Source organism: Candidatus Accumulibacter phosphatis, assembly GCF_012939955.1.
Lineage (GTDB): Bacteria > Pseudomonadota > Gammaproteobacteria > Burkholderiales > Rhodocyclaceae > Accumulibacter > Accumulibacter delftensis.
The window spans coordinates 14253-27531 of record NZ_SPMY01000011.1 but is presented as its reverse complement, the minus strand read 5'-3'; the positions used below and the strand labels follow the sequence as shown (position 1 = coordinate 27531).

General features: G+C 61.6%; 11 protein-coding genes and 1 pseudogene. 9 read left to right on the top strand and 3 right to left on the bottom strand.

Annotated features, from left to right (window positions below):
* Nucleotides 1-25: 25 nt before the first annotated feature.
* Together E4Q23_RS23555 and E4Q23_RS23550 are read right to left on the bottom strand one after the other, a co-directional pair.
* Complete coding sequence (locus tag E4Q23_RS23555; RefSeq protein ID WP_248595228.1) at nt 26-799, bottom strand: PHA/PHB synthase family protein; 774 nt, start codon at nt 797-799, stop codon at nt 26-28.
* Nucleotides 783-1862, bottom strand: a complete 1080-nt coding sequence (locus tag E4Q23_RS23550) for a PHA/PHB synthase family protein (protein WP_248595227.1) — start codon at nt 1860-1862, stop codon at nt 783-785. Before E4Q23_RS23550 ends, E4Q23_RS23555 begins: the two co-directional genes overlap by 17 nt.
* Before the next feature lie 595 nt (nt 1863-2457).
* On the opposite strand from E4Q23_RS23550, the gene E4Q23_RS04015 reads away from it, so the two are divergent.
* The 6 genes from E4Q23_RS04015 (at nt 2458) to phaC (ending at nt 7789) form a co-directional block, all read left to right on the top strand.
* On the top strand, nt 2458-3225 hold the full coding sequence (locus tag E4Q23_RS04015) for a 3-hydroxyacyl-CoA dehydrogenase (RefSeq protein ID WP_169065437.1): 768 nt from the start codon (nt 2458-2460) through the stop codon (nt 3223-3225).
* 67 nt (nt 3226-3292) lie between these two features.
* Nucleotides 3293-4474: an acetyl-CoA C-acyltransferase gene (locus tag E4Q23_RS04010; protein ID WP_169065436.1), complete on the top strand. Its 1182-nt coding sequence runs from the start codon at nt 3293-3295 to the stop codon at nt 4472-4474.
* Between the two features lie 66 nt (nt 4475-4540).
* Nucleotides 4541-4981: a MaoC family dehydratase N-terminal domain-containing protein gene (locus tag E4Q23_RS04005; RefSeq protein WP_169065435.1), complete on the top strand. Its 441-nt coding sequence runs from the start codon at nt 4541-4543 to the stop codon at nt 4979-4981.
* A 10-nt stretch (nt 4982-4991) separates the two neighbouring features.
* Nucleotides 4992-5411 carry a MaoC/PaaZ C-terminal domain-containing protein gene (locus tag E4Q23_RS04000; RefSeq protein WP_169065434.1) on the top strand — a complete coding sequence of 140 codons (420 nt, stop codon included), beginning with the start codon at nt 4992-4994 and terminating at the stop codon, nt 5409-5411.
* Nucleotides 5412-5552: 141 nt separating this feature from the next.
* The gene (locus tag E4Q23_RS03995; protein ID WP_169065433.1) at nt 5553-6614 is read left to right on the top strand and encodes a poly(R)-hydroxyalkanoic acid synthase subunit PhaE; all 1062 of its coding nucleotides are present in this window, start codon (nt 5553-5555) and stop codon (nt 6612-6614) included.
* Nucleotides 6615-6682: 68 nt separating this feature from the next.
* A complete protein-coding gene (gene phaC / locus E4Q23_RS03990) occupies nt 6683-7789 on the top strand; it encodes a class III poly(R)-hydroxyalkanoic acid synthase subunit PhaC (protein ID WP_169065432.1) in 1107 nt (368 codons plus the stop codon).
* Nucleotides 7790-8113: 324 nt separating this feature from the next.
* On the opposite strand, the gene otnI is transcribed toward phaC, so the two are convergent.
* On the bottom strand, nt 8114-8902 hold the full coding sequence (otnI, locus tag E4Q23_RS03985; protein ID WP_169065431.1) for a 2-oxo-tetronate isomerase: 789 nt from the start codon (nt 8900-8902) through the stop codon (nt 8114-8116).
* 378 nt (nt 8903-9280) lie between these two features.
* On the opposite strand from otnI, the gene E4Q23_RS03980 reads away from it, so the two are divergent.
* The 3 genes and pseudogenes from E4Q23_RS03980 to pgk all read left to right on the top strand — a co-directional run bounded on the left by E4Q23_RS03980 (nt 9281) and on the right by pgk (nt 13269).
* A complete protein-coding gene (locus E4Q23_RS03980; RefSeq protein WP_169065430.1) occupies nt 9281-9784 on the top strand; it encodes a cyclin-dependent kinase inhibitor 3 family protein in 504 nt (167 codons plus the stop codon).
* Between the two features lie 135 nt (nt 9785-9919).
* The gene (locus tag E4Q23_RS03975; RefSeq protein WP_169065429.1) at nt 9920-11683 is read left to right on the top strand and encodes a carbamoyltransferase family protein; all 1764 of its coding nucleotides are present in this window, start codon (nt 9920-9922) and stop codon (nt 11681-11683) included.
* Nucleotides 11684-12011: 328 nt separating this feature from the next.
* Nucleotides 12012-13269: pseudogene (gene pgk, locus E4Q23_RS03970) on the top strand (phosphoglycerate kinase).
* Nucleotides 13270-13279: the final 10 nt, after the last annotated feature.

Here is a 13279-nt window from a genome sequence, read left to right as displayed (position 1 = left end):
GGCGCTGGCGGCCGAGGGATGCAGATTACTTCTGCAGCACGTAGGTTCCCGGGCTGTCGCACAGCGGCGGGTAGCCCTTGTCGGGCGCACCCATGCCCGGTGGCGCTTCGCTGCCCGAGGAATGCCTTGTCAGCCACTGCTGCCACACCGGCCACCACGAGCCGGCGGTGCTCGGGGTGCGTTCCTTCCAGGTTTCCGGGTCGATACAGCGGTCCCCTTCGTGGCAGACGCTGAGCTGGAAGGAGCGGCCCGGGTGGCCGGGTTCGTTGATGATGCCGACGTTGTGGCCGCCGCTGGTGAGGACGAAGGTCAGTTCCGTGGCATCGCTTTGCAGATGCAGCTTGTAGACCGAGTGCCAGGGGGCGACATGGTCGGCGACCGCGGCGACGGCGAAGATCGGGCAGTGGATGTCGCTGATCGAAATGGCGCGGCCCTCGACCATGTACTTGCCTTCGAAGAGCTCGTTGTCCACGTACAGTCGGCGCAGCAGTTCGGAGTGCTGGCGATAGGGCATGCGCGTGCCGTCGGCGTTCCAGGCCATGAGGTCGAACATTGGTTCGCGATGTCCGAGGTAATACTCGCGGACCATTTTCGACCAGATCAGGTCGGCAGACTTCAAGATCTGGAAGCCCCCCGAAACCTGCGTGTGATCGAGGTAGCCCTTCTGCCACATCATGTCTTCGAGCAGCGTCACTTCGCTGGCGTCCATGAAAACGTTGATTTCGCCGACTTCGGTGAAATCGGTCATGGTGGTGAACAGGGTGACGCTGGCCAGGCGATCGTCACCGTCGCGGGCCATGGCTGCAGCGGTGATGATCAGCAGAATACCCCCCCAGGCAGTAGCCGACGCTGTGGATCTTGCGCCCGGCTTGCATCTCGGAGATGGCGTCCACCGCGGCCAGCGTGCCGTGCCGGCGGTAGTCCTCCATGCCCAGATTGCGGTGTTCGGGACCCGGGTTGAGCCAGGAGATCATGTACACCGTATGGCCGCGATCGACGAGGTACCTGACCAGCGAGTTGTGCGGTGAAAGGTCGAGGATGTAGTACTTCATCATCCACGCCGATTGCATCAGTACCGGTTCGAGCTGAACGGTGTCGGTGCTCGGTGAATATTGAATCAGCTCGATCAGGTGATTGCGGTAGACCACTTTGCCGGGGGTGATGGCCAGGTTCTCGCCAACGCGGAAGGCTTCCACCCCGGCGGGCGCTTCCTTGCGCAGCGAGCGGCCGAAGTCCTCACGGTAGTTGCTTGCGCCGCGCACCAGATTGGCGCCGCGCTCCTTGAGCGTTGTTTCGGCGATCTCGGGGTTCAGGAAGGGGAGGTTGCACGGCGCCGCCATGTCGAGGATCTGGCGGGCGGTGAACGACACCGAGGCCTGGCTGTGCTTCGCAATGCCACGTACGTCGGTGGTGGCGTTGTGCCACCACTGCTGATTGAGCAGGAAGCCCTGGTAGATGACGTTGTAGGGAAAGCGTTGCCAGCCCGGATGGTCGAAACGGTGGTCGCCGCGAAGTGGCTCGATGCACGGCTCGGCCTTGCCGGTGATTGCCGAAGTCAGGGCATAGCTGCCCAGGCGCATGGCCTTGCGGATCGCTTTGGCGCCCAGTTGAAACTGTTTCCCGGGTGAAGAGGCGAGGTGCACCGTCCAGTCGAGGTAGGCCATGGCCAGTGACGCTGGTGAAACGCCACCGCACAGTTTGCCAAGCGCGATGTTGGTCATGCGGTCGATATCTTCCAGCGCGCGGGAATCGAGGGTGTGGCGATCGCTGAGGCGGCGCGAGAAGTGCGCGGGCGGTGGGGCTGCGTCGTTGACGCCGGGCTCGACGGAGGGTTCGATGGATTGCTTGGAGTTCTCGCTCATGGGAGTCTCTTCCGATGGTTGCCGGAGTGCCCGTCAGTCGGTGCCGCGAAGCGCTTCGGCCAAAGCGAAAATGCTAAGGCATCGGGCCGTTGGCGGACTGATCCAGGTCAACTTTTGCAGACAGCTGCCCTGGATCAGCGCGCGCAACGCCTGCTGTGGGTTGGCAGCACCGGTTTGCACTGGCCGCTGTCGGCACGGGACGGCGGTGATTCGGTCTGGGTGCTGGCAGAAACCAGGTCGGCGGCCATCACAGCAAGCGCTTTGCTCTCGGAGTAGCTGACGCGTAAGCGCAGAGCAGAGCAAGAGCTTGACTCAGTAGCACTCGGCATTCGACAATGCCACGATTGCTCGTCGCTGCGACCGGTCCCGCCGGGAAGTAGGCACTGCGACGCAGTGAGCAGGGAGGCGGACCGCCAGTGCGATTTTTTCACTGGGCAGTATTTTCGCAGGCACGGCTGCGGCGTCACCAGGATGGCGGCGGGTCAGCGGGGGGACCGTATTCTTCCGTGCCGATGTCGGGTCGCAACGATCGACGTCGGCATGGACCAGTAGCGCGACATCGCGTGATGTCGCGATATTTTTTTGGGGGGTTAAAATGCAAATCAACGGTAGTGTGTTTGTGGTAACAGGCGCGGGTTCAGGACTCGGCGCAGAGACGGCGAGCAACTTGGTTCGTGCGGGTGGCAAAGTGGTGATCGTCGACATCGATGCCACTGCCGGTGAGGCGCAGGCGGCGGAGTTGGGGGCAAACGCTCGCTTCGCGAAGACCGACGTGACCGATGAAGCGAGCGCCACTGCGGCCATCGAAATGGCAGTGAATGAATTCGGTGGGCTGCACGGGCTGGTCAACTGTGCCGGCGTCGCACCCCCCAAGAAAGTGCTCGGCCGCAATGGCCCGCACGATCTGGCCACCTTTGCGCGCGTGGTGAGCATCAACCTGGTCGGCACTTTCAACATGATTCGTCTGGCCGCTGACGCAATGAGCAAGAACGAGCCGAACGACAAGGGCGAGCGTGGCGTGATCGTCAATACCGCCTCGGTTGCCGCTTTCGATGGTCAGATCGGTCAGGCAGCCTATGCCTCCTCGAAGGCCGCGGTGGCTGGTTTGACGCTGCCGGTGGCGCGTGAACTGGCGGCGCACGGCATTCGGGTGATGTGCATCGCTCCAGGCATCTTCGAAACGCCGATGCTCAAAGGCCTGCCACAAGCCGCTCAGGATTCCCTGGGCCAGATGGTTCCCTTCCCTTCGCGCCTGGGCAAGCCGGCCGAATACGCCGCCCTCGTTCAGCACATCTGCGAGAACTCGTACCTGAATGGCGAAGTGATCCGCATCGACGGTTCCATTCGCATGGCGCCGAAGTAATCGCCGACTACCCGCGAACTTTGCGTTGGCCATACCGCCAATACCCATTGCATGAAAGGAGTGTTACATGAGTGAATCAGTTGTCATCGTAGGTGCCAAGCGCACCCCCGTCGGTTCCTTCCAGGGCCAGTTTTCGGCGGTCACCGCCCCCGAGCTCGGCGCCGTCGCCATCAAGGCCGCCGTCGAGCAGTCGGGCGTCAAGGTCGAGGATATCGACGAAGCCCTGATGGGCTGCTGCCTGATGGCCGGTGTGCGCCAGGCGCCGGCGCGCCAGGCCGTTCTCGGCGCAGGTTTGCCGACCTCGGTGCCGTGCACCACCTTGACCAAGATGTGTAGTTCGGCGCAAAAGACGATCATGATCGCGCATGACGAACTGCTCGCCGGTTCGGTCAATATCGCCATTGCCGGCGGTATGGAGTCGATGACCAACGCACCGCACGTCCTGACCACCGCCCGTTCGGGCTACCGGCTGGGCAATGGCGTACTGCACGACCACATGTTCCTCGATGGTCTTGAGGACGCGTACGAAAAAGGCAAGCCGATGGGTGCGTTTGCCGAGCTGTGTGTCGACAAATACGCCTTCACGCGTGAAGAGATGGACGCTTTCGCTGTCGAGTCGGTGACTCTGGCGCAGAATGCCGTCACCAGCGGCCTCTTCAAGGACGAAATCGCACCGGTTACGGTCAGCACCCGCCGTGGCGATACGGTCTTCGATACCGACGAGACGCCGATGAAGTGCGACGCCTCGAAGATCTCGAAGCTGAAGCCGGTGTTCAAGAAGGACGGTGGCCTCACGCCGGCCAACTCGTCGTCGATTTCCGACGGTGCAGCGGCCTTTGTCATGATGCGTGAATCGGATGCCAAGGCTGCCGGCGTCACGCCGCTGGCACGCATCGTCGGCCATTCGACCTTTGCGCACGACCCGTCGTGGTTCACCACGGCGCCGGTGTTTGCTTTCCAGAACCTGCTCAAGAAAGTCGGTTGGCAGGCCGAGGATGTTGACCTCTGGGAGATCAACGAAGCTTTCGCGGCGGTGACCATGGCCTCGATGCGCGACCTCAAGCTGTCGCGTGACAAGGTCAACGTCAACGGTGGCGCGTGCGCGCTCGGTCATCCGATCGGCGCCACCGGTTCGCGGATTCTGGTGACGCTGCTCTACGCGCTCAAGGCGCGTGGTCTCAAGCGCGGTATCGCCGGCCTTTGCGCCGGTGGTGGTGAAGCAACAGCGATTGCCATCGAAGTTCTCTGATCGAGTCGCCAACGAGGATTCCCACCCCGTAAGCTTGGCTTGCGGGGTGGGCGAGGAGTGAAGCAGATGTTGATTGACAAGAAACACATAGGCATGAAAGTGCCGCCACACGCGGTCACCCCGACGGCGTGGCAACTGAAGTGGTTCGCCAAGGCGACGGGTGAAACGAACCCCATCTACTTTGACGAAGCGGCGGCCAGGAAGGCCGGCCTGCCAGGCGTGCTGGTGCCTCCGACTTTCTTTTTCTGCATGGACATGGACAAGGACGAGCCCTTCGACTACATCGCAACCATGGGCTGTGACTTTGGCAAGATGCTCCACGGCGAGCAGATTTTCACCTATCACAAGCCGGTCTATTCAGGTGATACGCTGGATTTTGACGGCCAGGTGACGGATATCTACGACAAGAAGAACGGTGCCTTGCAGTTCATCGTCAAGGATGTCAAGGTCAGCCGGCAGGGCGAAGCGGTGTGCGATCTGCGCACTGTGATCGTCATCAGGGCATAGGGGAAAGTCGATGACAATACCGAATTTTGATGCACTCAACGTGGGCGACGAGATCCCTTCGTTCACCACGGAGCCGGTGTCTCGTCTAACCCTGGCGCTGTACGCGACCGGCTCGGGCGATCACCATCCCCTGCACCTCGACCAGGACTACGTCCGCGCGAACGGGATGAAGGACGTTTTTGCGCATGGCATGCTGGGCATGGCCTACCTCGGTCGCTTGCTGACGCAATGGGTGCCGCAGGAGGCGATCCGCACTTTCGGGGTGCGCTTCACGGCGATCACTTGGGTCGGCGAAAGCATGGTCTGTACCGGCAAAGTCGTCGAGAAGCTGGAACAAAACGGCGAGAAATGTGTACGCCTCGAGTTAACCTGCGCCAACGAGCAGGGTGAGGCCAAGCACAAGGCAGATGCGGTGGTGGCACTGGCGTGACAAGGCTTTAGCCAGTACGACTGCATGATCGCGGCCGTCTTCGGACGGCCGCTGTTTGGTTGTAGAGCACCTTGTCTACCGATGGGCATTTGCCCGGCATCACGGTAGGCGTGTCCGACACACTGGAAGGAGATCGAACGAGTGGAAAGTAATAATCCGAATGAGCAACTAGGCGGCGTCGTCAACGCTTGGGCTGATATGCAGAAGCGCATGATGAGCGACTGGGCCGGGATGCTGCAGAATCTCCCAGGCGGCGCTACGGCAAGCCCCGTTGAAGCAGTGAAGAAAGGCGTTGAAGCGGCTACCAAGGGTAGCAATGATGCGGCGAAGATGCTTATGGAGCGCATGGCCGGCAGCCAGACCGCAATGACCCGGGTAATGGATTTCTTTTTCCGGTCGATGAAGGTTGTGGCACCGAACCTTGAGGCCAACAAGGATTGGCGTCCCGACCTCAAGGGTTTTGCCGATAACTGGGCCAAGGAATCGACTGCCATGCTCCAGCGCAGCATGGGTATGAGTTCTCACCTCGGCGATCTTGCCGGGACGATGAGCAAGGATATGCCCGATGCGTTTGGTCCCTGGCTGTCCTTTCTGATGCAGGCGGCCTCGTCGGGGCACGTTGGCGAAGCGATGCTCGGTGGCACGTCGGGTCTCAATCGTCTGCTGTCGATGGAAGGCGATGTCCCCGGCGTCGGTCAGATCCCCCTCTTTGGCGCATCGCGCGAGAAGCACGCCAAAACCTTGCGGCTGGTCGACGCGGTCGTTGATCTGCGCAAGACCAGCCTGGCGTTTCACAAGCGCTTCGCCGAGGCGCTTGCCACGGCCGTCGAAGCGACCGTCGATGAGCTTGGCAAGGTTGCTGCCAAAGGCGACAAGATCACGGCCGTACGCCAGCTGATGAGTCTCTGGTATCGCACCGCAGACAAGTCGCTGCTGGTGACCTTCAACAAGCAGGAATTCCTCGACACGCAAAACGATTTCACCAAGGCTCAGCATGCGTTCAAGCTGGCGCAGCGCGCTGTCGTCGAGGACATCTTCCGCGGCCTGGATATGCCCACTCGCAGCGAGCTGGACGAAACCTACCAGGTGATCCACGACCTGAAGAGAGAGGTCCGCCTGCTCAAGAAGTCCTTGCCTCCCGCAACAGCAGCAGCCAAGCCTGCCGCTCGTACTACCGCGGCGCGTCGTGCCAAGAGCGAGTAGGCAGAGCCCGCCCGACCCTTGTTGATCCGGCTGACAAGCTAATAGACTTTTAGGAGGACGCTACCCCTATGTTTTCTTTCCCAATACAGATTCTTCCCGCCGACATCGCCGCGGAAACCGCCGCCCTGAACGCGAAGCTCACCAAGGGCATCAGCAATCTCACCAAGATGACCGACGACGATATCGACATCGGCAGCACGCCGAAGGACGTTATCTTCGAGCAGGACGGGATCGAGGTTTACCATTACCACGCGCTCGTCGAGCAGGCGAAGATCATGAAGACGCCGCTGCTCATCGTGCCGCCGCTGATCAACGGCTACGAAGTGGCCGACCTGCAACCGGATCGCTCACTGGTCCGCAATTTGCTGAACCAGGGTATTGACGTCTACCTCAACAACTGGGGCTACCCGCGTCAGGTCGACAAATTCAGGACCATTGACGACTACATCAACGGTTACCTCGATGACACCGTCGACTTCATTCGTCAGCACCACGGCGTCGACAGGATTGCCCTGTTGGGGATCTGCCAGGGTGGCGCCATGTCAACCACCTATGCGACGCTCAACCCGGACAAGATCAGCCATCTGGTCCTGACCGTTACGCCTATTGACTTCGACGCCTACAAGGCGAATCACAAGCCACACGAGGGCCTGATGTTCACCATGGGCGCCGAGGCCGACGTCGAGCAGATGGTGGCTGTGCATGGCAACGTGCCGGCCACGGTACTCAACGAGTCGTTCATGATGGCCTCTCCATTCATCCTGAACTACGGCAAGTACGCCGACGTGATCGATATCCTCGACGATCGCCAGGCTGTGCAGAATTTCCTGCGCATGGAAAAGTGGCTGTTCGGTGGGCCCGATGCTGGTGGTCAGATGTTCAAGGAGTTCGTCCGCGACTTCCTCAAGGGCAACAAGTTGGTCAAGGGTGACCTCGAGATCGGCGGTCGCAAGGTCGATCTCAAGAATCTCACCATCCCGATCCTCAACATCTTCGCCGAGAAGGACCATATCGTGCCGCCACCGTGCACGGTTGCCCTTGGCAAGCATGTCGGCAGCAAGGACTACACGGAGTTCGCCATCGCCACCGGCCACATCGGTATCTACACCGGCGGCCTGTCGCAGAAGGTGCTGGCGCCGACGGTTGGCAAGTGGATGCGCGAGCGCAACGCTTGAGTCCTGTCGCAGTTCGCGCCACGCCAGCAACGGCGTGGCGTAGTCTGACTGGCCCGCCCGGCGAGGCGGAGTAGTTTGCAGCAAGGTGGGGGGCGCGCTTGGCCGCGCTCCCACCCCCCCCCGGTTTTTCCCCTGGTTTTTTTTGCCCCTATCGTCCAGGCGCGCTGCAAGCTGGTGGCGTGTTTCCTGCGCTGGCTACGCCGTTTATCCGCTAGTTGGGCGATGTCGTGGACGCTGGCTGGTGGTCCTCGACACAGGCGTGGACGATGCTAGCCAAAACGCCATCCCCGGTAGCCACGATCGCCATGGGGATTCCTCGTCGGCTTATCGAAGCGCGGCCCGCAACCAAGCCAGGCCATCTTCCGTCTTGCCTCGCGGTCGATATTCGCAGCCCACCCAGCCGTCGTAACCGAGCTCGTCGAGTAGCCTGAAGAGGTAGGGATAATTGACTTCACCGTCGTCCGGTTCGTGGCGGGCCGGGACGCTGGCGATCTGCACGTGGCCAATGCCGGCGAAGTGCTTTCTGAAGGTGGTGGCAAGATCGCCCTCGACGATCTGCGCATGGTAGAAGTCCATCTGCACCTTGAGGTTCGCCTCGTTCACTGCCGCGCGGATGGCGTGCCCTTCGGCCTGGCTGGCGAGGAAGTAGCCGGGCATGTCGCGCCCGTTGATCGGCTCGATCAGTAACGTCCGCCCATGCCTTGCCAATTCCCGCGCGGCATAGGCCAGGTTTTCGAGGTAGGTCTCACGGCAGGCTGCCCGGTATGCCTGGTCGGCATGCGCCGGTAGCAAACCGGCCATCGCGTGCATCCGGGGGGTGCCCATGGCCAATGCGTACTCCAGCGCACGGGCGACGCTGGCGCGGAAATCTGCTTCGCGACCCGGCAAGGCAGCCAGCCCGCGTTCGCCGCCGGCCCAGTCGCCCGGCGGCAGGTTGAAGAGAGCGCTTGCGAGCTCGTTCTCCCGCAACCACCCGGCCACCTCGGCGGGGCGATGGTCGTATGGGAAGAGAAACTCGACGGCACGGAAGCCGGCCCTGGCCGCGGCGGCGAAGCGCTGCGGGAAGGGGACTTCGTTGAACATCATGGTCAGGTTGGCGGCAAATTTGGGCATCACTTTTTCCTTCGTTTCAGAACGTGAGTCGGACCGCGGACTTTAATGTGAAAGTCGCGCAAGCGACTCACGAAACTCCCTTCTCCCTTGCGGGAGAAGGGCCGGGGGGGTGAGGCGGGGAATTCGGGGAGCATGCTCCCCGCTCGGCGAACGATTCCGGCGTGCAAGCCGGAATGCGCACTGCAAGTGGAGGGAAACGGTCATGACCTTCATGATCTGGGGTGTCTCGATTGTCATGAGCGTTAGCTCGGCGTAGCTTGCGCCGTGCAAGGTACAAATGGGCCGACAAGTCGTCAACAAGTGAGCAAATCTCTTCGCTTCAGCTCAGCGACAATCAGCTGTAGACTGGCGGCATTGTCCAGCCAGCAAAGGAACCCCATGCCTAGCCATCCATCCGATCTGTTGCCCTTGGCAGCGCCTGCCGGTGGTCTGATATTGACCCCTTGTCCGGGGACCAAAGAACTTGACACCGAGACCGCGCTCAAGCAACTCAAGGCGGCCGGCGCCAGCGCCGTGATCACCTTGATGCAGGATGCCGAAATGGCGAGCAATGCGGTGAGCGACCTGCCGGCGCTGTGCGCGCAAAACGGGCTGCAATGGTTTCACCTGCCGATCGCGGACGACCACGCGCCGGCAGAAGATTTTGCCGCCGCCTGGAAGCTGCAAGGGGCAGCCGTCCATCAATTGCTCGACGCCGGCAAGCGGATTGTCGTGCATTGCAAGGGCGGCTCAGGCCGGACCGGCCTGATGGCGGCGCAGATCCTCGTCGAACGCGGCTACGCCAAAGAGGATGCGCTGGCGGTGGTCAAGGCGCTGCGCCCCAATGCGCTCAGCCTGGCCGTGCATCAGGACTATCTGGCGCGCCTTCCCGTCACTGCCTGAGCAGACCGTCCGGGCGATGTCGCGTCCTTGCTTCCGCGTGCGGGGCATTGCAGCAGGTATACTCGGCGCTTTCGTCGGTCCGCAGCGGCCAGTTGGCTAGCGGGACCCGACGTGTGACTCTGTGAGACCTCGACTTTGGCACTGATCCTACTCGGACTTTCCGGCGCGCTGACCCACGATCCTTCGGCCGCGCTGTACATCGATGGCAAGCTCGTTGCCGCAGCGGAAGAGGAGCGCTTCGTCCGCGACAAGCACGCCAAGAATCGCATGCCCTACGAAGCGGCGAAGTTCTGCCTGGAATTTGCCGGCATCAAGCCGGCCGAGGTCGACGCGGTGGCCATTCCTTTTGCGCCGATCAGCCTCGCCGAAGGCGCCCGCTGGCACTATGCCAAACGCTACTGGTATGCGCCGGATCGGGCGCTGGACGCCCTCCTGACCGGCAACCGGCGTTTCTTCCGCTATCGAAAACGCATCGAATGGTGTCTGCTGCAGCTCGGTTTTGATCTCAAGACGACCGAAATCGTGCCCGTCGAGCACCACCTGGCGCATGCGTCCAGCGCCTACCATTGCTCGGGTTTCAAGGAGAAGACGGCGATCCTCGGCATCGACGGCAAGGGCGAGTACGCGACCACTTTCTTCGGTTACGGCGAAAACGGCAGAATTCACAAGATCAAGGAGTTCTACGACCCCGATTCGCTGGGCGGACTGTACGGCGCCTTGACCGAGTATCTCGGTTTCGAGATGCTGGACGGCGAGTACAAGGTGATGGGCATGGCCCCGTATGGCGACCCCGATCGCTACGATTTCTCGCGTCTGGCAAAGTTCGAGAATGGCGAACTGACGGTCAACACCGACTACGCCAATGTGATCGGTTTTCGCCGCTACAAGGAGCAGGGCAAAGGCTACTACTTCTCGCCGAAGCTGATCGAGTGGCTGGGCCCGAAGCGGGCCGGCGACAGCGCCGACGATCCCTATATCCACTACGCGGCGAGCATGCAGAAGCTGTTCGAGGATCTGTCGCTGCAGATGATCGAGCATTACCTGGGCGACATTCTGCGCGAAACCGGTCGGCTCGCTTTCTCCGGTGGTGGCGCACTGAACGTCAAGCTCAACCAGAAGATCATCGCCCGCGCGGACGTCAAGGAACTGTTCGTGCAGCCGGCTTCGGGCGATGCCGGGACTGCCGTCGGCGCTGCGGGCTACGTCTCGGTGCAGCGCGGCGTGCCGATCGAAAAAATGGCGCATGTCTTTCTCGGCCCGGCGTACAGCAACGAAGACGTTCTTGCCGCCTGTGCTCGCCATCCGGAAAAACCGCAAGGGCAGCGGCTGCGCGACGTGGCACAGGAAATTGCCGCGCTGCTGGTGGCCGGCAACCCGGTGGCCTGGTTCCAGGGGCGTATGGAGTTTGGCCCGCGTGCGCTTGGCGGCCGCTCGATCCTTGGTTGCCCGAGCATTGCCGGCGTTGCCGACCGGATCAATGCGCAGATCAAGTTCCGCGAGCGCTGGCGTCCGTTCTGCCCGAGCATGCTCGATACGGTCGCTCCGCAGATGCTCGGCAGCGATCACCCGGCCCCTTTCATGACCTTCACTTTCAAGGTTGCCGAAGGCTGGCAGGAACGCGTTCCGGAAGTGGTGCACGAAGACGGCAGCTCGCGGGCGCAGGTACTGCAACGCGAATTCAATCCGCGCTATTACGACCTGATGCTCGAACTCGAAAAACTGACCGGCAACGGCGTCGTTCTCAACACCTCGCTCAACCGCCGCGGCGAAGCGATGATCTGTTCGCCGACCGACGCCTTGAATATGTTCTTCGGCTCGGATCTCGAGTATCTGGTGATGGAAGACATCCTGGTGGTCAAGGCGGGCAGCAGCGCCAGCGAGGATTTGCCCGCTGGCTGAGCGCTTGTTGTCTTGTTCAAGTCATTGTGTCACTGTAACTACATAAAAGTGGCGACGACCGGCGCCCTTTTCGGCGCGAGAAGAAAACCATGCCGCGCTATCCGCGTGACTGCTCGCGCCAATCGCCGAAAGGCATTTGACTCCGGCAGCGGCGCCAAGGATACTTCGTCTGCGTGGTTAAAACGCTTTCCCCGATGTTCCAGGTTCTCAACGCAGTGGCGCATGGGTGCCCTGTTGAGGGGGCGTTTTGTGGCCGCAACCGAGACACCCTGCCATTTTCGATTCGTAGTCCGCCTCTAATCCAGCAACACTCTTTCTCGAGGAAAACATGTCCAAATTGTTCATCGAAGATCTCGCCCTTGACGGCAAACGCGTACTCATCCGCGTCGATTTCAACGTCCCACAGGACAAGGTGACCGGAGCGATCACCAATACCAAGCGCATCGAAGCCGCGCTACCGACGATCCAGTCGGCTTTGGACAAGGGCGCCGCGGTCATTCTGATGTCGCACCTTGGCCGTCCGGACGGCAAGGCCATGCCGCAATTCAGCCTGCAGCCCGTAGCCACCGCACTGGAGGGGCTGCTCGGCCGCCCGGTGAGCTTTCTTTCGGACTGTGTCGGCCCTGACGTCGAAGCCGCCTGCGCCAGCATCAAGCCCGGCGAAGTCATTCTGCTCGAGAACCTGCGCTTCCACATCGAGGAAGAAGGCAAGGGCACCGTCCAGGCGGCCGACGGCAGCGTCAGCAAGATCAAGGCCGATCCCGAGAAGGTCAAGGCCTTCCGTGCATCGCTGACCCGGCTTGCCGACGTCTATATCAACGACGCCTTTGGTACCGCCCACCGCGATCACTCGTCGATGACCGGCGTGCAGCTGCCGCAGCGTGCGGCGGGTTATCTCATGAACAAGGAACTGGCGGCCTTCTCGGCAGTTCTCGAATCCCCCCCAACGGCCGTTGCTGGCGATCCTCGGTGGCGCCAAGGTGGCCGACAAGATCCAGCTGATCAACAACCTGCTCGACAAGGCCGACCAGATCATCATCGGCGGCGGCATGGCGTTTACCTTCAAGAAAGTGATTTCCGGGATGCCGATCGGCAACTCGCTGTTCGACGAGGAGGGTGCCAAGCTGGTCCCGGAGCTGATGGCCAAGGCGAAAGCCAACGGCAAGCAGATTCTGCTGCCAAGCGATTTCGTCATCGCCGACAAGTTCGCCGCCGATGCCAACACCGGTGTCGCCAGCGATGTCGATGGGATTCCCGATGGCTGGCTGGGGCTTGATTGCGGAGTTGAATCGACGAAGGTGTTTACCGACGCCATCCTGAACGCCAAAACCATCATCTGGAACGGCCCGGCGGGCGTTTTCGAATTTCCCAACTTCGAAGCCGGCACCAAGGCGATGGCAGACGCCATTGTCGAGGCGACGGCCAAAGGGGCGACGACCGTGATCGGTGGTGGCGACACCGCCACCGCGGCCAAGAAATATGGCGCCGAGAAGAAAGTCACGCACACCTCGACCGGTGGCGGGGCTTCGCTCGAATACCTCGAAGGCAAGGTCCTGCCGGGCGTCGCCGCACTCTCCGAGAAGTAAGCCGAGCGGC

Bases quoted from the DNA above. Each gene is read 5' to 3' on its own strand.
- E4Q23_RS23555 (WP_248595228.1), bottom strand. From the start codon at position 799: ATGGCCCGCGACGGTGACGATCGCCTGGCCAGCGTCACCCTGTTCACC.
- E4Q23_RS23550 (WP_248595227.1), bottom strand. From the start codon at position 1,862: ATGAGCGAGAACTCCAAGCAATCCATCGAACCCTCCGTCGAGCCCGGC.
- E4Q23_RS04015 (WP_169065437.1), top strand. From the start codon at position 2,458: ATGCAAATCAACGGTAGTGTGTTTGTGGTAACAGGCGCGGGTTCAGGA.
- E4Q23_RS04010 (WP_169065436.1), top strand. From the start codon at position 3,293: ATGAGTGAATCAGTTGTCATCGTAGGTGCCAAGCGCACCCCCGTCGGT.
- E4Q23_RS04005 (WP_169065435.1), top strand. From the start codon at position 4,541: ATGTTGATTGACAAGAAACACATAGGCATGAAAGTGCCGCCACACGCG.
- E4Q23_RS04000 (WP_169065434.1), top strand. From the start codon at position 4,992: ATGACAATACCGAATTTTGATGCACTCAACGTGGGCGACGAGATCCCT.
- phaC (WP_169065432.1), top strand. From the start codon at position 6,683: ATGTTTTCTTTCCCAATACAGATTCTTCCCGCCGACATCGCCGCGGAA.
- otnI (WP_169065431.1), bottom strand. From the start codon at position 8,902: ATGCCCAAATTTGCCGCCAACCTGACCATGATGTTCAACGAAGTCCCC.
- E4Q23_RS03980 (WP_169065430.1), top strand. From the start codon at position 9,281: ATGCCTAGCCATCCATCCGATCTGTTGCCCTTGGCAGCGCCTGCCGGT.